The sequence below is a fragment of the Janthinobacterium sp. GW460-12-1-14-LB5 genome (assembly GCF_059423585.1).
Genome location: NZ_JBWKYD010000002.1, coordinates 100372 through 121730 on the forward strand (window position 1 = coordinate 100372; position 21359 = coordinate 121730).

A 21359-nucleotide genomic window follows, 5' to 3' on the forward strand; every position below is an offset into this window, starting at 1 on the left:
TCGTGTTGCTACCAGTGCCCGCCCTGCGCGCACGCCAACGACGGACTGCTACATCAGAACCGGTACGTCAACGTCCCTCGCACACTGCGCGGCGCGCCATACGTGCCTTGCGCATAGGTGTTGATGTTGATGTACTTCTTGTCGAGCAGGTTTTCCACGTTCAGCTGGGCCGTCAGCTGGCGCGACAGCTGGTACGTGGCCATCAGGCTGACCGTGCTGTAGGCTTCTTGCGTCACTCTTTCCTTGCCGTTCGGGCCCGCGTCGTCGAAGTAGAACTTGCTTTGCCAGTTGACGCCGCCGCCCACGGTGAGGTCGGGTCGTACCTTCCAGGTGGTGAACAGGCGCGCCGTCGAGCGGGGCGACAGGGTGTTGATGTCCTGCTGCTCGCGGTCCTTGGCGCGGAAGTGGCTGGCGCTGGCCGTCACGTTCCAGCCCGGCGCCAGGCGGCCCGACAATTCCCCCTCGATGCCACGGCTGGTGGCGCCGCGCGCCGCGTAATACGCCTGCGTGGTGGTGCCGGGGATCCGGTGCGCACCGTCCGGCTGGGCCAGCTTGTCCTGCTTGATCTCGAAGAGGCCGATGGAGCCGTTGGCCTGGCCGCCAGCCCATTCTCCCTTCATGCCCACTTCCATGCTTTGTCCCGTCAGCGGGTCCAGCCAGGCGCCTGCGCGGTCCTGGTTTTCCTGCGGGCGGAAGATGTCCGTGTAGCTGGCATACGCGGAATACGTGTCGTTCAGGTCCACCACCAGGCCCGCATACGGCACGAACTTGCTCTTGGCGAAGGCAAAGCGGGCGCTGCCGTCAAAGCCGATGCGGTCCTTGTCCCAGCGGCTCAGGCGTCCGCCGACGATCAGTTTGGTGTTCTCGGCCAGGTTCAGGCGCGCCGCGCCGTAGGCGCCATATTGCTTCGTCGTGTATTTTTCCGACAATACGGGCTCGCCCCAGGCCGGCTGCGGGTAGCTGCCGTCCCAGGCGAGGAAATTGCCGATCGGTTCGGGATCGAGCGCTTCCTTGACGCTGAATTGCGCGTGCTGCACCGTGTAATTGGCGCCGACGATGACTTCATGTTCGCGTCCGCCCAGGGTAAATGGCCCCGACAGCTTCAGGTCGGCGCTGCTCTGGTCGCGCGAGCCGATGTAGCGGTTCGGGTAGCCCAGCATGCCCAGGCCCGTGATGCGGTCGGGCCGCTCGGCCAGGAAGAGCAGCGGCGTGTCTTCCGTGTGCTTGCTGTACATGGCTTGCGCCTGCGCCTTCCAGCCCTGGCCCAGCGCGTGTTCCAAGGTGGCGTGCACGTTGGTCTGCTCGGTGGCCCAGGCGGCCCAGCGGGGCGCCGTGGTGACGGAACGGTCGAAATCGGTGCGCGAACCGTCGCTGTACCACAGGGGGAAGCCGCCCCAGTTGCTGCCTTTCGGGTCGTTCTTCTGGTAGCTGGCGCCCACCATGACGACGCTGCCGGGCGCCAGGTCCGCCTCGGCGGTGGCGTAGACGAGCTGGCGCTGGTTCGAATAGCCATTGGTAAACGACTTGCGGTCCTGCCAGGCGCCGGCGATCCTGCCGCGCACGGAGCCGTCCGCGTTCAGCGGCGCGGCCAGGTCGACGGTGCCACGGTAGTCGCTCCAGGAACCGGCCGCCAGCGACCATTGCCCTTCGAACTGCCTGGCGCTGGCCCGCTTGCGCACCAGGTTGATCGAGGCGGACGGGTAGCCGGCGCCCGTCAGCAAGCCCGTGGCGCCCCGCGTCACTTCCACGCGGTCGTAGATCAGCGAATCCATTTCCGATTCGCCGCCCGAATACTGGACCTTATACGTGGTGGGCACGCCGTCGTACTGGAAATTGTCGACGTCGAAGCCGCGCGCGGAAAAGGTGCTGCGCTCCGTGTCGAACTGGTTGACGGCGATGCCGGGTGTATTGCGCAGCACGTCGCGCACCGTCAGCAAGTCCTGGTCATCCATGCGCTGGCGCGTGATGACGCTGACCGATTGCGGCGTCTCGCGCAGGGACAGCACCAGTCCGGTGGCGCTGGCCGTGGCCGGCGTCGTGTACGAATTTGTCCCTTCCGTGCTGGTGCTGCGCTCGGCCGTGGCGCGCACGGCGATGCCGGGCAGGGTGGTTGCCTCGGCGGCGGACGGCAGCCTGCGCACGGCGTAGTGGCCGCCGCCCTGGTCGACGGCAATCAGGCCGCTGCCATCGAGCAGGCGGGCAAAGCCGTCGGCCACCTGGTAATTGCCGCTCAAGCCCCGGCTGTGCAAGCCCGCGTACAGGCTGGCGGCGCCGGAAATGCTGACGCCCGCCTCGGCCGCAAACGCGGACAGGGCCGTGCCCAGCGGGCCGGCTGCCACCTGGTAGTGGCGCGCGGGCGCATCTTGCCGCTGCGCCTGCGCGAGCGGCGCCAGGGCCAGGCTGCCCAGCAGGGCGAGAGTGATGCTGGTGTTGCGATAGTGCTTCATTGCTTGTTTCCCTTCGTTCATGTGTTGGTCCTGTGTGGATTGACGGGGCACATGCGCGAAAGGGACATTTTTTTAAGAATATTTATGCGGGGCCGACGGAAATCCACCAGCGGCTGTGGCGCTGCACGCGGATGGGCAGCGATGCTTGTAATAGTGATAATAGTTGATCCGTATCATGCAATTGGTACACGCCCGACACGCGCAGCCGCGCCACGGCAGGGTCGCAGCGCACCACGCCGTGGCGGTAGCGGCTCAGTTGCGCCAGCACGTCGGCCAGCGGCGTGTCGTCCGCGTACAGCAATCCCTTGGTCCACGCGGACGCATGCGGCGCCAGCGGCCGCGGCGCGCTGGCGGCGTCCGCGTCGAAACTGGCTTGCCAGCCCGCCTGCAGAAGGACGGGGCTGCCCTCGGCGGGCCGCACTTCGACGGCGCCCTGCGAGACGGCCACGTAGGTGCGCGCGCCCAGCAGGCTGTCTTCCTGGCGTACCGTGAAGCGCGTGCCGAGGGCGCGGATGCTGCCGTTGCTGGTGCGTACGACGAACGGCCGCCCGAGGGCATCGGGGCTGGTTGCCACGTGAATCTCTCCGGCGCGCAAGTGCACCAGGCGCAGGGATGCGCTGAAGGCGATGTCGGCGGCACTGGCCGTGTTCAGGCTCAGGGCGCTGCCGTCGGCCAGGGGCACATGGCGGATTTCGCCCGTCGCCGTGCGCAGTTCGGCCGTCCACGCCTGCCATGGCGCCAGCTTCAGCATGGCCCAGCCGCCTGGCCCGGCGGCGATCAGCAGGGCCAGGGTTTTCAGGGCGGCGCGGCGCGGCGCACCGGCCGGGCGGTCGAGCACTGGCATGGCCAGCGGCGGGGGCAGCATGCCGAAGGTGCGGCAGACCTGCTCGGCGCGCCGCCAGGCCGTTTCATGGTCGGGGTGGGCGGCGCGCCAGCGGGCCAGGGCCTGCTGCGCGGCGGCGTCCAGTTCGCCGCCCTGCAGGCGCATCATCCAGTGCGCCGCTTCGCGCGCGGCGCGCGCATCGATGGCCGTGCTCATGCCAGCAGCAGGATGCACTGTTCGAACGCCTGCACCATGTAGCGCTTGACGGTGCGCTCGCTGATGTTCAGGCGCGCGGCGATGTCCGCATACGCCAGGCCTTCCAGCTGCGACAGCAAAAAGGCCGTGCGCACCTTCGCGCCCAGGCCGTCGAGCATGGCGTCGATCTGGTGCAGGGTTTCCAGGATCAGCAAACGCTCTTCGGCCGATGGCGCGGCGGGCGCGGGCAGCTGCGCCAGGGTGGCCAGCCAGGCTTGCTCCAGCGACTGGCGGCGGTAATGGTCGATCAGCAGGCGGCGCGCCACGGTGGTCAGGTAGGCGCGCGGCTCGCGCAGGGTGACGGCGCGCTCCGATGGCGTGGCCAGCAGCTTGACGAAGGTATCCTGCGCCAGGTCGGCCGCGTGATCGGTGCAGGACAATTTGCCGCGCAGCCAGCGCAGCAGCCAGGGATGGTGCTCGCCGTACAGCTGGCTCAATGAAGACGGGCCTTGAGGATCGGCGGCAGGGGATACGGCATACGTCACGGCACACTCCAGTTGGCGCGGAAGTCCCGTGCCGCTGGCGCATGCAGGCCCTTCTTAAATGCGAATGGTTCTCATTTTACATTGACGTGCCTGAAAGTCAATGCGGCAGCGCCATTGACATGGCCAGCATGGCATTTCCGCTATACTGGCCCCCCAATATTGCCGCCATTCGCCGAAAATCACCATGGACCTGAGTACCCACGCCGCCGTCGTCAATTGCGAAGCATATCGCGACGGCAGGAAGATCGCCCATTTCGACATCGACAAGGTGGGCGACTTCCTCGGCGACCCCGATTGTTTCGTCTGGATCGGCCTGGCCAGCCCCGACGTCACGGCCATGCACGCGCTGCAAGCGGCCTTCGGCCTGCACGAACTGGCCGTCGAGGATGCGCAGGGCGCGCACGAGCGGCCCAAGCTGGAAGAATACGGCGACACGCTGTTCATGGTGATGCATACGGCCACCCTGGACGGCGATGCCATCGTCTACGGCGAAACCCACGTCTTTCTCGGCCCCCGTTTCATCATCACGGTGCGCCACGGCGCCTCGGCCGGCTATGCGAAGTTGCGCGAACGCAAGGAAAGCGTGCCCGAGAAACTGGCCAGCGGCCCCGGTTACGTGCTGTATTCCATCATCGACTTCATCGTCGACCAGTACCAGCCCTGCATCGACCATTTGCAGGCGAAGTTTCAGCACTATGAACTGCAGCTGTTCAAGCCCAGTCTGAGCGAGGACAAGCTGCAGGATTTCTACCAGCTCAAGACGGAGCTGCTGAAACTCGATGCCGCCGTCAACCCGCTGCACGACATTTGCACCCAGCTGATCCGTTTCCATGGCGATATCGTGCCCAAGGAAAACCGCATCTATTACCGTGACATCCTCGACCACGTCAAACGCGTCACGCACACGGCGGGGCAGATGCGCGAACTGGTCAATTCGGCCATGCAGGTGGCGCTGGGGCAGATTTCGATCCGCCAGAACGAAGTGGTCAAGCGCCTGGCCGCCTGGGCCGCCATCCTGGCCGTGCCCACCATGGTCTTCAGCCTGTACGGCATGAATTTCGAATTCATGCCGGAACTGAAGTGGCGCGGCAGCTATCCGGCCGTGATCGTCGTCATCATCGCCGGCTGCTACTGGCTGCACCGGCGTTTGAAGCGCGAAGGCTGGCTGTAGCGGCTGGCTGCCGCCATGCAAACATTGGAGAGTTTTGCCGTGCAATTAGCTGCTACGATGAAACTGTCTCAGTGAATGCGCATGATGGCAGGTGACTGAACCTCCTTGGCGTGGATGGCGTGTCCGGCCGGCGCTGTACCCCACAGCCGCCGGCGGGCGTACATTGCCTGTCCGGCGCCACAAGGCTCCTGTAACCCGGGAGCCTTCTTTTTGCCTATTTCACCAGCACCGCCGCAGCCGCCTCGAGGATCAGCGCCGCCACCTCCACGGGACGCGAGGCCAGTGAGGCGTGGCTGGCGTTGAGCGTGATGACTTTGCGCGCTTGCAGGCGCGCGGCCATGCGCTCCTGGTTGACGGGGGAAATCATGCGGTCGGCGCTGGAAACCTGGTACCAGCTGGGTTTATGCTTCCAGGCCGGGTCGCTGACGGTATCGCCGAAGGTGCTGGCCAGCGGCGCCTTCTGGATCACGCCCAGCACGGCGCCTTCTTCCGCGTCGAGGTCCTGGCAAAAGCTGTCATGGTATTGCTCGGGCTTGACCCACAGATAGCCGTCGCTGTCGCCTTCCAGGCTGGCCGCGCCCAGCGGCGGATGTTCCTGCGTGATGCTGCCCGGGCTTTCGCCCGCGTCGGGAGCGAAGGCGGCGATGTACACGAGGCCCGCCACATTCGGCGCATTGCCGGCCACGCTGATGACGGCGCCGCCATAGGAGTGTCCTACCAACAACACCGGGCCGTTCACCTGCGCCACCATCTTGCGCGTGCGCTCGGCATCGTCGGCCAGCGAGGTCAAGGGCAGTTCGACGGCGCGGATGGCCGTGTGGCCCTGCCGGCGCAATTCGACGATGACGCGGCTCCAGTGGGCGGCGCCGCCCCAGAAACCGTGGACGAGGACGATGGTGGCTTGCTGGCTCATGCGGATACTCCTTGATGTAGGGGAAACGGCAAAGACCGCGCAGCTGCAGAAGAGTAAGCGCGCGGCGGACGGCTGCGCAACCATTGTAGACCTTCCGGCGCCGCCGCCAGCGCCGCTTTATTTTTCCCGGCGCATGGCTGCGCTAGTGCGACACCAGCACCGGCAAGGTCGTCTCCTGCAGCACCGTGCGCGTGACGCCGCCCAGCAGCGCTTCGCGCAGGCGCATGTGGCCGTAGCAGCCCATCACGACCAGGTCGCAGCGCCGCTGCGTCGCCATGGCCTGCAGGGCCGCGCCCACGTCCTGGCCCGGCGGCGTGTCATGTTGCAGCACCTCGACGTTGACGCCGTGCCGCGCCAGGTACAGGGCCAGGTCGGCGCCCGGCTGCTCGCCGTGCGCGGCCGGCTGGGCGTGCGAATTGACGACGGCCAGGGTGACTTGCCGCGCGCGCTGCAGCAGCGGCAGCGCATCGGTGATGGCGCGCAGCGCTTCGGCGCTGCCGTTCCAGGCCAGCAGCGGATGCTGGCCCGTCTGCGGCGGGACAGCGGCGGGCGCATGCGGCACCATCAGCACGGGGCGGCCGCAATGGAGCATCAGGTATTCGGCCGTGCCGGCGATGACGCGCGAGGGCGTGTCCTGCGCGTCCGTCTGGCCCACGATCAGCAAGTCGCAATAGCGCGCCTGCAGCAGCAGCGCGCCTTGCGCGTCGTCGTCGACGAAGCGCGTTTCATAGGTGCCCAGGCCTTCCTCGCGGGCGATGCGCTCGAAGTCGTGCAGTGCGTCGCTGGCCTGGGTGCGCAGCGCCTGCATTTGCGCCGGCGCAAACTGCAGCGCGTTGACGCCGCCGCCATACGCGTAGCGCGAAATGCCGCTCATGGCCGAACCGATCAGGTGGGCGCCTTCGGCGATGGCCAGGCGCACGGCCAGGCGGATGCGCTGGGCGCAGTGGCGGGAATTGTCTACGTGGACCAGCAGGGTAGTGTAGGGCATGGCGTTTTCCTCGGTTGTCGGTTGTCGGTTCTCAGGTCTGCAGCACGTAGCTGCCCGGCGCGTCGCCCAGGGCAGCCCCCATGGCCGGCGGCGCCGCCTGCGCGCCCGCGCGTTCTGCCAGCCAGGCTTGCCAGGCCGGCCACCACGAGCCCTCATGGTGCGGCACGTCGCGCTGCCAGCTGTCCGCGTCGATGTAGGGCGCGTCGTGGCGGTGCGTGGCCAGCTGGTAGCTGCGGCGCGGCTGGCCCGGCGGCGAGACCACGCCCGCGTTGTGGCCGCCCGAGGTGAGCAGGAAGGTGACGTCCGTGTCGGTCAGCAGCTGCAGCTTGTACACGGAGCGCCACGGCGCCACGTGATCCGTCAGGGTGCCGACGGCGAAGATGGGCGCGTCGATGTCGGGCAGGGCGATGTGGCGGCCCGCCGTGCGGTAGCGCCCTTCGGCCAGGTCGTTGTGCAGGAACAGGCGGCGCAGGTATTCCGAGTGCATGCGGCAGGGCATGCGCGTGGCGTCCGCATTCCAGGCCATCAGGTCGCTGTCCTGCTCGTCGAGTCCCAGCAGGTAGTGGCGCAGCCGGCGCGACCAGATCAGGTCGTTCGAACGCAGCAGCTGGAAGGCGCCCGCCATCTGCTTCGTATCGAGGTAGCCCTGCTTCCACATGGCCGCTTCCAGGAAGCTGACCTGGCTGTCGTCGATGAACAGCGACAGTTCGCCCGGTTCCTTGAAATCGACCTGCGAGGCGAGCATGGTGAGGCTGGCCAGACGCGTGTCGCCGTCGCGCGCCATCGTGGCGGCGGCGATCGCCAGCAGGGTGCCGCCCAGGCAGTAGCCGGCCGCGTGCACCTGCGGCGCGCCCGTGAGGCGGGCAACGGCGTCGAGCGCGTCCATCACGCCCAGCTGGCGGTAGTCTTCCAGCGACAGCTCGCGGTCTTCCTCGGTGGGGTTTTTCCAGGAAATCATGAACACCGTGTGGCCTTGCTGCACCAGGTAGCGCACCAGCGAATTGTGCGGCGACAGGTCGAGAATATAGAACTTCATGATCCAGGCGGGCACGAACAGCAGCGGCGTGGCATGCACCGTGGCGGTCGCGGGAGCGTACTGGATCAATTCGATCAAGTCGTTGCGGTAGACCACCTTGCCCGGCGTGGCGGCCACGTTGACGCCCACCTGATAGGTGCGCTGGTCTGGCGCATGCACGCCCATGGCGGCGCGCTGCCAGTCCTCGGCCGCGTGGGCCATGCCGCGCGCCAGGTTGGCGCCGCCGCTTTCCAGGGTTGCCTGCTGCACCACGGGATTGGTCAGCAGGAAGTTCGACGGCGCCAGCATGTCGAGCCACTGGCGCACGGTAAACGTGACCACATCTTCGTGGTGCGGCGCCACGCCGCGCACGCCCGTGGTGGCACGGTGCCACCACTGCTGCTGCAGCAAGAAGCCCTGGTAGACCAGGTTGTAGGGCCAGCGCTGCCAGGCCGCGTCCTCGAAGCGGCGGTCCTGCGGCAGCGGCGCGATGCATGGCGGCCCGAAGGGCGCACCCGGCAGCGCAGCTTGCATGGCGTACTGTTGCCAGCGGCCGATCTTTTTCCACGCTTCCTGCAGCAGCGCTTGCTGTTTCGATGGCGCCAGCGCCAGGTGGCTGAGCCAGTCGGCATAGGCGTTGCCCAGCGCGGCTGGCGAAATACCGCCCGTAAACTTGCCCAGCCAGGCGTTCAGCAGCAGATCCAGGGTGGCGCCCTCGGGCGCGTTTTCCGGATAGTCGGGCACCGGCACGCCTTGCCAGGCGCTGCCCAGGCGCTCATGTTCCACGTTGTGCTCCGCCTTGCTCGGCTCCGTCTTGCTCATCCAGGACTCCTGTCATTTTTTTACAGGATAGCAAGAGCTTGTTCAAAAAATTATGATCTACATCAAGTTTGGCCGGATGCGTGCAGCAGGCAGCCTGCCGCCGGGATGGCCGCGCCGGTGTCCTGCACAAACAGCCGCACTTGCTCCTCCAGCGCATCGAGCCGCGCCAGCAGCGCCGCCTGCGGGGCATTTGCCGCTTCGCGCTCGATGGCGGCGGCGATGGCGACGGCGGGAGCCGCATGGAAGTTGGCCAGCAAGCCGGCCAGGGTATGGGCTTGCCGGCTTGCGGCGGGCCGCTCCCCTGCCTGCAGGGCCGCGCGCATGGCCGCCAGCTGTCCCGGCAAGCCGGCCAGGAACGATGCGCCGATGATGCCGAGCACGTCGGCGTCGGCGTCGGCCAGTGCGGCGGCGTAGTCGAAGCGCGGCGCGCCGTTCCTTGCCGGCACGCTCATGGCCGGCGCCAGGGCCGGTGGTTGCTTGCTTATTCGCAATACATGCTGTTCGATCAGGCTCTGGAAGGCGGCCGTGCGGAACGGCTTGGACAGGTAGTCGTCCATGCCGGCGGCGATGCAGCGTTCGCGGTCGCCTTCGAAGGCGCTGGCCGTCATGGCGATGATGACGCTCTTCGGCATGCCTTGCGCTTCGCGCGCGCGTATCTGCGCGGTGGCGTCGAAACCGCCCATTTCCGGCATCTGCAGGTCCATCAGGATCAGGTCGAAATGGGCCGCCGCCTGGCATTCGAGGGCGATGCGGCCGTTTGCCGCATGCGTGACCCGGTGCCCCGCATTCGACAGCAGCACGGTGGCCAGTTCGCGGTTCATGGCGTTGTCCTCGACCAGCAGGATGTCCAGGCCGGGCGTGTCTGCGCGCACGCACTGGGGCGCTGCGGCGGGGGCGGCACCGGGCATGCCGCGGCACCTGCCCAGCACGCCCGCGGTGATGGCCAGCAGTTCTTCGGGGCTGGCAGGCTTGAGCAGGTAGCCGTCGATGCCCAGTTCGCGGCAGCGCGCCGCGTCGCCCAGGCTGCCGCTGGACGACAGCATGACGATGGGCACCTGGCTCCAGTGGGACAGGGCGGCCAGGGCCGCTGCCGTGTCGAAGCCATTCATGCCGGGCATGGCGCAGTCCATGATGATGCAGTCCGCGGGCAAGCTGGTGCGGCAGCCGTCGAGCGCTGCCTCGCCCGATTCGCAGGCGGTGACGCTGGCGCCGCAATGCTCGAAGATCCTGCGCAGGATGGTCAGGTTGCTGGGGTTGTCGTCGACCAGCAGGATGCTGCGTCCCGCCAGCGAAGCGCCGGGCGGCGGCAGCAAGGGCTGCTGCTCGCCGACGGGCAGGGCCAGGTCGACGGTGAAGCAGCTGCCCTTGCCCAGTTCGCTCGACAGGCTGATACTGCCTTTCATCATCGTCACCAGGCGGCGCGTGATCGACAGGCCCAGTCCCGTGCCGCCGAAGCGCCGCGTGGTCGACCCGTCTTCCTGCTGGAAGGCGTCGAAGACGGCCTCCTGCATGTCGGCGGCAATGCCGATGCCGGTGTCGCGCACGTCCAGCTGCAGCCGGGCCATGCCGTTGCCGCCGGCGCGCAGCCGGGCGCTGACGACCACCTCGCCGCGCTGCGTGAACTTGATGGCGTTGCCCGCCAGGTTGGTCAGCACCTGGCGCAGGCGGCCCGGGTCGCCCAGCAAGGTTTGCGGCAGCGCCGGATCGATGTCGAGCACCAGTTCCAGCCCGCTGGCCTGCGCCCGCATGGCGTGGGCGCGCATGGTTTCCTGCATCAGCTGGCGCAGGTCGAAGGGGATGCTTTCCAGCGTCAGCATGCCCGCCTCGATCTTCGAGAAATCGAGGATGTCGTTGATGATGCACAGCAGGGCGTCGGCCGAGGCCTTGACGATTTCCAGGTACTTGCGCTGGTGGCCATCGAGCTCGGAATCGAGCACCAGGTCCGTCATGCCCAGGATGCCATTCATCGGCGTGCGGATTTCATGGCTCATGTTGGCCAGGAATTCGCTCTTCGAGCGGCTGGCCGACTCGGCCGCTTCCTTGGCCAGCAACAGGGCCCGTTCGGCCGCCTTTTGGCTGGAAATGTCGACCAGGGTGCCCACCAGGCCGTGCAGGCTGCCGTCGGACTTCAGCAGGGTTGCCTTGCTGAACAGCACGTCGACCTGCCGCGTGCCGGCGGTCAGCCGGTCTTCATACGTCTGGTTGCCCTTGTCGAGCATCAGGCGCAGGTCCTGCCGCGCCACCAGCTGCGCTTCCTGCGGCGGCAGGATGTCGGCCGCCGTCATGCCCAGGATATCCGCTTGCGCGAGCTGGAAGAAGGCGCAGAAGGCGCGGTTGGCGCGCAGGTAGCGGCCCTGCACGTCCTTCAGGTACAAGGGGATAGGGATGGTTTCGATCAGTGCGTCGACGAAATTGAGGTTGTGCCGCAGCTCGCGCGCCGCCAGGCGCCGCTCGGTGATGTCGGTGAGGCTGCCGGTGATGCCGGCCAGGCGCCCCAGGCCGTCGCGTTCGGCGCGTGCGCACACGTCGATCCAGCGCACGTTGCCATCGCTGGTGACGTAGCGCGCTTCATGGCGCATGCTGTCCACCTGGCCGTCCAGCAGCTGGGCCAGGCCGGCGGCGGCGCGCTCGCGGTCGCGCACATCGACGAATTGCAGGATACGCTTGCCCAGGCTGTCGGCGATGGAAAAACCGGTGATGGTGTGCCAGGCGGGGTTCAGGAAGGTCCAGGCGCCGTTCAAGTCGGTGCGGAAGACCACTTCATTGAGGCTGTTGACGACGTTGCGGTATTCGCGCTCGCTTTTCGCGATGGTCTCGGCCATGCGCTTGCTCTCGCTGATTTCCGTGCGGATGGCGATGTACTGGTATGGCTTGCCGGCCGCATCGAGGAAGGGCACGATGGTGGCGTCCACCCAGTATTGGCCGCCATCCTTGGCATGGTTGCAGATTTCGCCATGCCAGACCTGGCCGGCGGTAATGGTCTGCCACATCTGCGCAAAGAAGGCGTCCGCATGCGTGTGCGAGTTGATCAGGCGGTGCGTCTGGCCGACCAGCTCTTCGCGCGCGAAGCCGCTGATGGCGCAGAACTTGTCGTTGACGTAAATGATGGCGCCGCTCGTGTCGGTGATGCTGACAATGGCGTGCTGGTCCATCGCAAAGCGCTGGTTCTGCAATTCGATGCGGCGCAGTTCCTGCTGCGCCACCAGTTCGGCCAGCAGCACCGACAGGCCTTCGATATCGCTTTCCTGCGGCAGGCGCAGGCCGGAATCGTCGTTGTCGAGCAGGCGCACGGCCGCCACGCGCAGCGACTGGATCACGCGGTTGCGGCTGGCCAGTTCCGTGCGCAGCAGGTCGTTGGTCATGCTCAGTTCCGTCGAACTCAGTTCCAGGCTGCGCGAACGCAAGTCCAGGTCGCGTTCGGACTGGTCGTAGGCGCTGTCGATGCGCAGCAGCAGGGCCGGCAGGCCAGCCAGGAAAGCGGCCAGTTCGGGCGGCGTGCCGGCTTGCGCGCTCAGTGTCTGCGCCTGTTCCAGCAAGGCGGCGCAGGCGCTTTCCGAGTCGATATTGCAGACGCGGTTCAATTGGCGGGCGAGGGTGCGGTTCATGCTTCGCTCAGGACGGTGACGGTCATCGTCTGGTTATGCAGCTGGCAAGTGCCATGCGGCTGGGCGATGCCGATTTCGCCGTTGGAATAAAAACCGGCGATGCAGGCCGCGCCGCCCAGCAGGTCGGCCACGGCTTCGACCTCTTCCTCGACCCGGTCGCCCATGACCAGCTTGCGCCCCACGCAGCTGACCAGCAGGGCCAGCTGGTCGCCCGCCGCGTCGGCGTGGGCCTGGACGCCGCGCGCGGCCGTTTCTGCCCCGTCGATCAGCCTGTTGGTGCTCGAATGCATCAGTTTCAGGTAGCCGTCGGCGAGGATGTCGCCGGCCAGGGTCAGCGAACCCTGTTCCTCGTCGACGGCGAGGATGGTGCGGAAGACATTGCTTTTTTCGTGCGCGGCCGTCAGCATTTCAAAGGGGAACAGCAGCCCCGAGCCGGGCAGGTCGCGCGCATAGTCGCCCAGGTACAGCTTGTAGATGTCGAGCGCGCGCGCGCCGTCCAGGCCATACAGCACATTGTCGACGCAGCGCGTCACCTTGCGCGCCGGACCGAACGCTTCCCAGCCCGCATGGCTGCCGTAGCCGAGACGGATGCGCTCGCCGTACAGGCCGACGGCGACGATGGTGTTGTCGGCCGCGCCGCGCGGACCCAGGGTCCAGGTCTGGCGGAAGGCGCCGCCGTCGGCCGCCAGCCCGCCGGACACCGTCACGCCCGGCGGCAGGTTGGCCTGCAAGCCGGCGATGAGGGCGCTGCCATTGATGGCCACGCCCGTGCCCAGCATGAAAACGGCCGCCAGACCGTCCTGCGGCAGCGCCTGCGCCAGGCGCTCGCCCGTGTCGTGCGAATCGGCCATGTCGCAGATGATGGCGTCGGCGATGGCCACCGTCGTGTGCTCGAAGCCGATGGCGGTGATGACGCAGCTGTCGTCGTAGACGCGCTTGCCAGCGATCTCCCCGGCCGTGGAACAGCCGGCGATGACGGCACCGGGCATCTGGCGGCGCAGCGCCGCCGTCAGCTCGGGAGTGGCAAAGTAGGCGCAGGCGCCAAAGGCCAGCACCAGCTGCGGTTGCATGGCGGCCAGGGGGGCCAGGGCGGCATCGAGGTCGGCATGGTTTTTCAGGATCAGTTGTTGCACGCGCATGGCAGGTTCCTCGCTTACAGTGGGTGGGCGTGGTGATGGATGGGGTCGGGCAGGCTGTCGCGGATGGCGAGCACGTCGTCCCAGGCGCCCAGGAAGGCGTCGATGCAGCGCGGGCAGAAATGGCTGCCCTTGTTCTCTTGCAGGAACTGGCGCGCCTGGGCCAAAGGCCAGGCGGGCTTGTACGGGCGCTCCGAGCTCAGTGCGTCGAAGACGTCGGCCACGGCCACGATGCGCGCCGACAGCGGTATCTGGTCGCCCGCCAGGCCGCGCGGATAGCCGCTGCCGTCGTATTTCTCGTGGTGGCCGCAGGCGATTTCCTCGGCCAGGCGGATCAGCGGCGAATCGCTGCCGGCGAGGATCTGGCCGCCGATTTCCGCATGCTGGCGCATGATGGCCATTTCCTCGGGATCCAGCCGCCCCGGCTTGAGCAGGATATGGTCGGGCGTGGCCAGCTTGCCCACGTCGTGCATGGGCGCCGCCTTGAGCAGCAGGTCCTGCCATTGCGCGTCGAGACCCAGTTCCCTGGCGATCAGCGCCGAGTAGCGGGCCATGCGCATGATGTGGCCGCCCGTTTCGGGATCGCGGAATTCGGCCGCCCGCGCCAGGCGCGCGACCAGTTCCATCTCCCTGGCGGTGACGTTGGCGATGGCCTCGGCCACTTCGTGTTCGAGCAGCTTGGCGCGGTCGGCCAGCATGGTTTGCGCCGTGCGCAGGGCCAGCAGGTTGCGTACGCGCAAACTGAACTCGATGGTGTCGATGGGTTTGGTGAGAAACTCCGTCACGCCCAGCGAAAAGGCTTGCTTGCGCACGGCGCGGTCGTTCTCGGTGGTCACCATGATGATGGCGATGTTGGCCATGCCCGGCATCTTGCGGAAAATGCTGAGGAATTCATTGCCGGACAGGCTGGGCATCCGGTAATCGAGCAAGACCAGGTCCGGCACGTTCGATTCGCACCAGTACAGCGCGTCGATGGGATCGTTCATGCAGACCGGTTCGGCGGCGCTGGCCTTGCGCGCCAGGGTCGCCAGCAGGCTCAGATTGGTATCGTTGTCATCGACGATCAGGATGCTCATGGTGTCTCCGGCGGGGCGGGGCGGGTTCGGGTGGTGGCGGGGCTGGTGGCTGGCTCAGGCCGCCAGTTTTCCGCCGGCGTGCATGCCCATGCCCGACAGCAGGCTATCCATGTCGAGCACGATCAGCATGCGCTCGTCCAGGGCGCCGATGGCCGTCACGTGGCCGGCCATGGCCGAGCCGTGCAGCTGCGGCGGCGGCTTGATCTGCGCCGGCGCCAGCGGCACCACGTCGGCCACGCGGTCGACCACGATGCCGGTGGCGCCATGCGCGAAGATCAGGATGATCACCACGGTCGAGGCGTCGTAAGCGGGTTCGGCCTGGCCCAGCGCGATGCGCAGGTCGACCAGCGGCACGATGCTGCCGCGCAGGTGGATGAAGCCCTTGAGGAAGGCGGGTGCGTTGGCGATGCGGGTGACGGCGCCGTAGCCGCGGATTTCCTGCACCAGGCCGATGTCGATCGCATATTCCTCCTTGCCGAGTCCGAAGACCAGCAATTCCCGGGCGTCCGCTTGCGCCAGCTGGCTCGCTGCTGCGGCATGTGTCGTGATGGTTTCCATGTGCTTGCTCCTGTCAGGTGCTGCGGGGTGAATGAAACGGCGGAAATGGCCGGGTACTCAGGCTTGCTCGATGCGGTTGCGGCCATTGTTCTTGGCCTGGTACAGCGCGGCGTCGGCTTGCATGAAGCCCGCCTTCCAGTCGCCGTTGTCGGGCAGCGGTGCCAGGCCGATGCTGATGGTCACCGGAATGGACAGCTTGCCGAACTCGAAACGCGTCTCTTCCACGGCGCGGCGGATGCGTTCGGCCACCTGGCAGGCCATGCTCATGTTCGTATGCGGGAACAGGAAACCGAATTCCTCGCCGCCCACGCGGGCGACGACGTCCGAGGCCCGCGCCTGGAACTGGAACACGGCGGCGATGGCTTGCAGGACGGCATCGCCGGCGGCATGGCCATGCTGGTCGTTGACGTGTTTGAAGAAGTCGATGTCGGCGATGCCGATGGCCAGTGGGCTGTGGGCGCGCCTGGCCCGCGCGGCGGCACGCACGGCTTCGACCTCGAAGGCGCGGCGGTTGGACAGATGGGTCAGCGGGTCGCTCAGGGCGATGCGCTGCAGCTGCTGCCAGCGGGCCGCATTCTGCTGTTCGAGCGCGCGCTCGCGGCGCTGGTCGATGAAAAAGGCGCCCATGTAGTTCTCGTCGCCGAGCTTGCCCAGGTCCATGGCCTTGAGCACGATGGACAGCATGGAGCCGTCGTGGTGGCGAATGGCGAAATGGCGTTTGTGCCCGAGTACCCTGGACTTCTTTTCGCCGGCCAGATAGGCGCCGATCTGCGCGCCATGCTGTTCGCGCACGGCGTCCGGCAGCAGCGCCTCGATTTGCTGGCCCGCCAGGCTGCCCTGCGCATAGCCGCTCAGCGCATACATGGCGTCGTTCGCATACTGGATGCGTGAAGCGGCGTCGATGATGACGGCGGCGTCTTCGGCGGCGTCGAGCAAGCGCAAGGCCAGGACTTTGTTCATGCGTATCTCCCCTACATAGGTGCGGATTTCCCGAGTGGCGAAAGTGACGATGTCGTCGCATCGTTTTTGTTTTCCCATGTCAATCATCATACCTCAAATAAAATAGAATGCAATGAATTTCATGATTTTAATGATTTGTGTTTGCCGCGCAACTGCGGCCTGCTGCTCGATTTTGCCTTGGAGAGCTGGTTTTTCACTGTAGCGACGCGACAATCTATCCATTTTCATGATTTAAAAAATGACAAATTCGTTTAAATTTTTTATTTAAATGTTGTAATTGGTTAAATCATGGAGCAAAATGAATTTGATCTAAATCAAAAAGAGGGCAAATAGAGGCAAGTTGTTGGCAAGGCGCCTCTCGCCACTTGTCAGGATCTGTGCAGGAAAGAGCAGTGTTGTTCAGGCCAGGGCGCGAGCCCGCTTCTTTTCGGGTGGCGCCGCCATTCGCTTGTGTAGGATAGGGAGACAGAAATGCGTACAAATATGCCGGTAACGAACAGGGAATATGTGCTTCATGATGGTCAGACGGTGGTATCGAAGACTGACCTGAAGGGCAACATCACCTATGTCAACCAGGATTTCATCGATATCAGCGGCTTTTCGGCCGAGGAGCTGATCGGCGCGCCGCAAAACATCGTGCGCCATCCGGATATGCCGGCCGAGGCCTTCGCCGACTTCTGGCGCACCATCAAGAGCGGCAAGGCGTGGACGGGCATGGTCAAGAACCGCTGCAAGAATGGCGATTACTACTGGGTGGAAGCGAATGCCGCGCCGATGCTGGAAAATGGCCAGATGGTGGGCTACACCTCGATCCGCGTGAAACCCAGCCGGGAACAGGTGGCCGCCGCCGAGCAGGCATACCAGGCCATCAAGCAAGGCGGCACGACGCTGGAAGTGCGCGAAGGCGTGGCCATGCACCGCTCGGTCCTGCGGCGCCTGAACCCGCTGGCGCAGCTGACGCTGCGCGCCCGGATGTCCCTCGTGTTCGGCTCGCTGGCGCTGCTGTTCGCTGCCGCGCCGGCCATCTCCTATGTGGCGTCGGGACACGCCGGCATGCCGATGCTGTTCAGCACTCTCTGCGGCGTGGTGTCGTGCGCGGCCGGCGGCTACACCTTGCAGCGCGCGGCCGTGGTGCCGCTGGAGCGCATGCGTGGCGATATCGAGCGCATGAGCGCGGGCGACCTGTCGGGCAGCATCAGTGCCAGCGGCAACGACGAATTGACGGCGGTGGCGCAGGCGCTGCGCGTCCTGCAGACGAACGTCAAGCTGCTGGTCGGGCAAATCAAGGAATCGACGGGCGTAGTGGGCCGCGGCGCGGAGGAAATCGCCGCAGGCAATGCGAACCTGTCGCGGCGCACGGAGTCGCAGGCCAGCGCGCTGGAAGAGACGGCGTCGTCCATGGAAGAACTGACCGGCACGGTCAGGCAGAATGCCGACAATGCGCGCGAGGCGAACCGCCTCGTCAGCACCGCCTCCGAGACCGCGCACAAGGGCGAGCAAGCCATGTCGCAGGTGATTGCCACCATGGGCTCGATCCAGGACAGCTCGCGCAAGATCGTCGACATCATCGGCGTGATCGACGGCATCGCCTTCCAGACGAATATCCTGGCGCTGAATGCGGCCGTCGAGGCGGCGCGGGCGGGGGAACAGGGGCGCGGCTTTGCCGTGGTGGCGTCCGAGGTGCGCAGCCTGGCGCACCGCTCGGCACAGGCGGCCAAGGAAATCAAGGTGCTGATCGGCGATTCGGTGGACAAGGTGGGGGCGGGCAGCCGGCTGGTGCAGGACGCCGGCAAGACGATGGGCGATATCGAGCAGTCGGTGCGCCAGGTGGCCGGCTACATGGCGGACATTACGGCGGCCAGCCAGGAGCAGAGCGAGGGTATCGAACAAATCAACCAGGCCATCACGCAGATGGATGACGTGACGCAGCAAAATGCGGCCCTGGTCGAGCAGGCCGCCGCCGCCGCGGCCGGCATGCAGCAGCAGGCCGTGCAACTGGCGACGCTGGTCGATTCCTTCCAGCTGGTGCGCAGCGTGGCGGCCGGCGTGGCGGCCCGGCCGGCAGCCAGGGCTGCCGCGCCGCGCAAGCAGTTATCAGTGACGAGCCTGCTAAAACCGCAGCTGGCGTGATGCCGCGGCAGGCGCTGGCGCTGGAAAAGCGCGCTTACACCGCCTGGCTGACGGAGTAAATCAGCAAGCCGGCCAGGCCGCCCACGATGGTGCCGTTGATGCGGATGAATTGCAGGTCGCGCCCGATGGCCAGTTCGATGCGCTCGCTCATTTCATCCTTGCTCCACGAGTCCAGGCGGGCGGCGATGAAGGCGCCCACTTCGCCCCGGTAGCGCCGTACCAGCGACCCGCTGCCGGCGACGATGGCGTCGTTCAGCCATGCCCGCGCCGCCTTGTCCGCGCCCAGCACCTGGCCCGTGTTGCGCGCCAGGCTGGCAAGCGCTTGCGCCAGCACGGGGGCGTCGGCGTGCAGGTCGGCCAGCACGCGCGCGCGAATGGCGTCCCACAGCTCGCCCAGCATCGCTTGCACCGTGTCGCTGGCGATCAGCTGCAGCTGGTAGCGGCGCACCGTTTCCTGCCACTGCGGGTCGGCCTTCAGGTGCAAGGCGCTGTCGGCGATCCAGCCGGCGATGCGCTGGCGCAGCGGGTGGGCCGGGTCGATGCGCACGGTCAGGGCAAACTTTTGCAGCGAGGCGATCATGCGCGGCTCATACGCCTTTACGGCCTTCTTGACCAGCGCGTTTTCGATCTGGAAGGCGCCCAGCACGAAGTCGCCGATGGCCGTGTGGTGCGTCTCGTCGTCCAGGTAGGCGGCACTGCGGTCGAGCAGGAAGTCCAGCAGTTCCTGCGGCTTGCCATCGGCGATCAGCGCATCGATGCAATCGGCCGCCACGTCCGATACATTCAGCTGGCCCAGGTAGCCGCTGGCCTGTTCGCGCAGCAGGCGCCCCAGCTGCTCATGGTCGGCCATCGCCAGCAGCTGTTTCGCCACGCCGGCACCGGTCATGCCCAGCTGCCGCGCGTGAACGGGGTCGCCGAGCCAGGCGCCCAGGCGGGCGGCGGGATCGGCTTGCGCGATGCGCTCGGCGATGCCTTGTTCGGTAATGAAATGGTTTTCCACGAAGGCGCCCAGGCTGCGGCCGATGTCCGCCTTGCTGTTCGGGATGATGGCCGTATGCCACAGGGGGATGCCCAGCGGGTGGCGGAACAGGGCCACGACGGCGAACCAGTCGGCGATCGCGCCCACCATCGCCGCTTCGGCAAACGCTTCCACATAGCCCCAGGCGGGGTGGCCGCCCCGTTGCGAGCGGGCCACGGCGAAGACCAGCGCGGCCAGCAGCAGCAAGCCGGCGGCCAGCCACTGCATATTGCGCAGGCGTGCGCGCTTGAGCTGGTCCGTGCTCTGGTCCAGCTGTGCGATGAGGTCGGGGGATGGTTGCATGGATGGCGGCCTGCAGGGTTGCGAGACCGCCATCTTAACTGCGGCAGCGACAGGATGTGTCGCTGCACGGGACTTTTTACTGCTTCGGGTGCAGCAGCGAACGGCGGCGCGCGTAGCCGAAGTAGATGGCCAGACCGATCACCAGCCAGATGGTAAAGGCCATCCAGGTGACCCAGCTGAGGAAGCTCATCAGGCCCACGCACAGGATCACGGCCAGCGCCGGCACGAGCGGTACGCCGGGGCAGCGGAAGGCGCGCGGCAGGTCCGGGCGCTTCTTGCGCAGCACCACCACGGCAATCGACACCATGGTGAAGGCGGCCAGGGTGCCGATGTTGATCAGTTCAGCGAGGATGTTGAGCGGGATCACGGCGGCGATCAGGCCGAAGACGATGCCGACCAGCCAGGTGGCGAAGAACGGCGTGTGGAAGCGCGGGTGCACGGTCGACAGGCGCTTGGGCAGCAAGCCGTCGCGCGACATGGCGAAGATGATGCGCGTCTGGCCGAAGGCCATCACGAGGATCACGGTGGTCATGCCGAGGATGGCGCCCAGGTCGACGAAGCCGGCGATCCAGTTTTCGCCCGCATACTGCAGGGCCAGCGAGACGGGATGGTCGACGCCGAGGAATTTCTGGTACGGCACGATGCCCGTCATGATGGCCGACACCACCACGTACAGCACGGCGCACACGGCCAGCGAGCCGATGATGCCGATCGGCAGGTCGCGCGACGGCTTCTTGACCTCCTCGGCGGCCGAGGTGACGGCGTCAAAGCCGATGAAGGCGAAGAAGACGAGGGCGGCGGCGCTCAGCATGCCGTGGTAGCCGAACGGCATGTAGGGCTGCCAGTTGGCCGGCTGCACGTGGCGCGCGCCGAAGATGATAAACAGCAGCACCACGCCCACCTTGATGGCCACCATGATGTTGTTCAGGCGCGCCGATTCGCGCACGCCCCAGCCCAGCATGGCCGTCAGCAGCAGCATGATGACGAGGGCCGGCAGGTTGATGAAGGTCGTCACGCCTGGCAGCGCGCCCGGTGCGGCGGTGAGCGCGACGGGCAGGGCGATGCCGAAGCCCGACAGCAGCGACTGGAAATAGCCGGACCAGCCGACGGAGACGGCGGCCGCGGCCAGCCCGTACTCGAGCAGCAAGTCCCAGCCTATCATCCAGGCGGCCAGCTCGCCCAATGTCGCATAGCTGTAGGTGTAGATGGAGCCGGCCACCGGCACGGTGGAGGCGAATTCCGCGTAGCACAGGGCGGCGAAGCAGCAGGCGACGGCCGCCACGACAAACGACAGCGACAGGGCGGGGCCGGCCGTCAGCGCGCCCGTGCCGGTGAGCACGAAAATGCCCGTGCCGACGATGGCGCCGATGCCCATGAGTACAAGGTCGAACGGTCCCAGCACCTTGGCCAGGCCTCCCGGCTTCTTGCTGTGGGCAATCATGTCATCCAAATTCTTGGTTCTAAATAAGCTCACTGTGTCTCCTGGTGGTTTTTGTCATGGCGCCATTGCCGCCTCGTGAGTAGCACGACGCAGCCAGATTCTAGCCCACGCGCCCGTAATTCCAGAAGGAAAACCGTACATTGCCGTGCGCGCCCGCCCTGTCAACTTGCGAAACAGGCAAAAAAACAGCCCCGGATGTGGGCCGGGGCTGGA

The 21359-nt window shown here is 66.5% G+C and carries 15 protein-coding genes; 2 read left to right on the plus strand and 13 right to left on the minus strand.

Annotated features, from left to right (window positions below; translation table 11 throughout):
- Nucleotides 1-53: 53 nt before the first annotated feature.
- From AC07X6_RS02260 to AC07X6_RS02270, 3 genes are all read right to left on the minus strand, one after another.
- Nucleotides 54-2468 carry a TonB-dependent siderophore receptor gene (locus AC07X6_RS02260; RefSeq protein WP_494789955.1) on the minus strand — a complete coding sequence of 805 codons (2415 nt, stop codon included), beginning with the start codon at nt 2466-2468 and terminating at the stop codon, nt 54-56.
- A gap of 61 nt (nt 2469-2529) precedes the next feature.
- A complete protein-coding gene (locus AC07X6_RS02265) occupies nt 2530-3504 on the minus strand; it encodes a FecR domain-containing protein (RefSeq protein WP_494789956.1) in 975 nt (324 codons plus the stop codon).
- Nucleotides 3483-4010, minus strand: a complete 528-nt coding sequence (locus tag AC07X6_RS02270; protein WP_230538268.1) for a sigma-70 family RNA polymerase sigma factor — start codon at nt 4008-4010, stop codon at nt 3483-3485. The genes AC07X6_RS02265 and AC07X6_RS02270 overlap by 22 nt, the downstream gene beginning before the upstream one ends.
- 184 nt (nt 4011-4194) lie before the next feature.
- On the opposite strand from AC07X6_RS02270, the gene AC07X6_RS02275 reads away from it, so the two are divergent.
- On the plus strand, nt 4195-5181 hold the full coding sequence (locus tag AC07X6_RS02275; RefSeq protein WP_230538267.1) for a magnesium and cobalt transport protein CorA: 987 nt from the start codon (nt 4195-4197) through the stop codon (nt 5179-5181).
- A 214-nt stretch (nt 5182-5395) separates the two neighbouring features.
- On the opposite strand, the gene AC07X6_RS02280 is transcribed toward AC07X6_RS02275, so the two are convergent.
- The 8 genes from AC07X6_RS02280 to AC07X6_RS02315 all read right to left on the minus strand — a co-directional run bounded on the left by AC07X6_RS02280 (nt 5396) and on the right by AC07X6_RS02315 (nt 16254).
- Nucleotides 5396-6094 (minus strand): alpha/beta hydrolase, encoded by a 699-nt coding sequence (locus AC07X6_RS02280; protein WP_494789957.1) that lies wholly within the window; start codon nt 6092-6094, stop codon nt 5396-5398.
- Nucleotides 6095-6236: 142 nt separating this feature from the next.
- The gene (locus tag AC07X6_RS02285) at nt 6237-7082 is read right to left on the minus strand and encodes a universal stress protein (RefSeq protein WP_494789958.1); all 846 of its coding nucleotides are present in this window, start codon (nt 7080-7082) and stop codon (nt 6237-6239) included.
- Between the two features lie 31 nt (nt 7083-7113).
- Nucleotides 7114-8919, minus strand: a complete 1806-nt coding sequence (locus AC07X6_RS02290) for a PHA/PHB synthase family protein (protein ID WP_494789959.1) — start codon at nt 8917-8919, stop codon at nt 7114-7116.
- Between the two features lie 62 nt (nt 8920-8981).
- Nucleotides 8982-12524, minus strand: a complete 3543-nt coding sequence (locus AC07X6_RS02295) for a response regulator (RefSeq protein ID WP_494789960.1) — start codon at nt 12522-12524, stop codon at nt 8982-8984.
- Entirely contained in the window at nt 12521-13663 is a 1143-nt protein-coding gene (locus AC07X6_RS02300) for an FIST signal transduction protein (RefSeq protein ID WP_230538258.1), read from the minus strand. Before AC07X6_RS02300 ends, AC07X6_RS02295 begins: the two co-directional genes overlap by 4 nt.
- A 14-nt stretch (nt 13664-13677) precedes the next feature.
- On the minus strand, nt 13678-14736 hold the full coding sequence (locus AC07X6_RS02305) for an HD domain-containing phosphohydrolase (protein WP_230538257.1): 1059 nt from the start codon (nt 14734-14736) through the stop codon (nt 13678-13680).
- A gap of 54 nt (nt 14737-14790) precedes the next feature.
- On the minus strand, nt 14791-15294 hold the full coding sequence (locus AC07X6_RS02310) for a chemotaxis protein CheW (protein WP_474290962.1): 504 nt from the start codon (nt 15292-15294) through the stop codon (nt 14791-14793).
- 57 nt (nt 15295-15351) lie between these two features.
- Nucleotides 15352-16254, minus strand: coding sequence for a GGDEF domain-containing protein (locus AC07X6_RS02315; protein ID WP_494789961.1), 903 nt, complete (start codon nt 16252-16254; stop codon nt 15352-15354).
- Between the two features lie 528 nt (nt 16255-16782).
- Between AC07X6_RS02315 and AC07X6_RS02320 the strand changes: the two genes are divergently transcribed.
- A complete protein-coding gene (locus tag AC07X6_RS02320; protein ID WP_494789962.1) occupies nt 16783-18384 on the plus strand; it encodes a methyl-accepting chemotaxis protein in 1602 nt (533 codons plus the stop codon).
- A 34-nt stretch (nt 18385-18418) separates the two neighbouring features.
- Here the strand turns inward: AC07X6_RS02320 and AC07X6_RS02325 are convergent, their stop codons facing one another.
- Together AC07X6_RS02325 and bcaP are read right to left on the minus strand one after the other, a co-directional pair.
- Nucleotides 18419-19705 (minus strand): DUF445 domain-containing protein, encoded by a 1287-nt coding sequence (locus tag AC07X6_RS02325; protein WP_494789963.1) that lies wholly within the window; start codon nt 19703-19705, stop codon nt 18419-18421.
- Between the two features lie 76 nt (nt 19706-19781).
- Nucleotides 19782-21179 carry a branched-chain amino acid transporter BcaP gene (gene bcaP, locus AC07X6_RS02330; RefSeq protein ID WP_494789964.1) on the minus strand — a complete coding sequence of 466 codons (1398 nt, stop codon included), beginning with the start codon at nt 21177-21179 and terminating at the stop codon, nt 19782-19784.
- Nucleotides 21180-21359: the final 180 nt, after the last annotated feature.

What these genes read in the sequence shown, in the direction of transcription:
- AC07X6_RS02290 (WP_494789959.1), bottom strand. Translation starts at nt 8,919, where the DNA reads ATGAGCAAGACGGAGCCGAGCAAGGCGGAGCACAACGTGGAACATGAG.
- AC07X6_RS02305 (WP_230538257.1), bottom strand. Translation starts at nt 14,736, where the DNA reads ATGAGCATCCTGATCGTCGATGACAACGATACCAATCTGAGCCTGCTG.
- AC07X6_RS02280 (WP_494789957.1), bottom strand. Translation starts at nt 6,094, where the DNA reads ATGAGCCAGCAAGCCACCATCGTCCTCGTCCACGGTTTCTGGGGCGGC.
- AC07X6_RS02275 (WP_230538267.1), top strand. Translation starts at nt 4,195, where the DNA reads ATGGACCTGAGTACCCACGCCGCCGTCGTCAATTGCGAAGCATATCGC.
- AC07X6_RS02285 (WP_494789958.1), bottom strand. Translation starts at nt 7,082, where the DNA reads ATGCCCTACACTACCCTGCTGGTCCACGTAGACAATTCCCGCCACTGC.
- AC07X6_RS02260 (WP_494789955.1), bottom strand. Translation starts at nt 2,468, where the DNA reads ATGAACGAAGGGAAACAAGCAATGAAGCACTATCGCAACACCAGCATC.
- AC07X6_RS02315 (WP_494789961.1), bottom strand. Translation starts at nt 16,254, where the DNA reads ATGAACAAAGTCCTGGCCTTGCGCTTGCTCGACGCCGCCGAAGACGCC.
- AC07X6_RS02310 (WP_474290962.1), bottom strand. Translation starts at nt 15,294, where the DNA reads ATGGAAACCATCACGACACATGCCGCAGCAGCGAGCCAGCTGGCGCAA.
- AC07X6_RS02325 (WP_494789963.1), bottom strand. Translation starts at nt 19,705, where the DNA reads ATGCAACCATCCCCCGACCTCATCGCACAGCTGGACCAGAGCACGGAC.
- AC07X6_RS02295 (WP_494789960.1), bottom strand. Translation starts at nt 12,524, where the DNA reads ATGAACCGCACCCTCGCCCGCCAATTGAACCGCGTCTGCAATATCGAC.
- AC07X6_RS02300 (WP_230538258.1), bottom strand. Translation starts at nt 13,663, where the DNA reads ATGCGCGTGCAACAACTGATCCTGAAAAACCATGCCGACCTCGATGCC.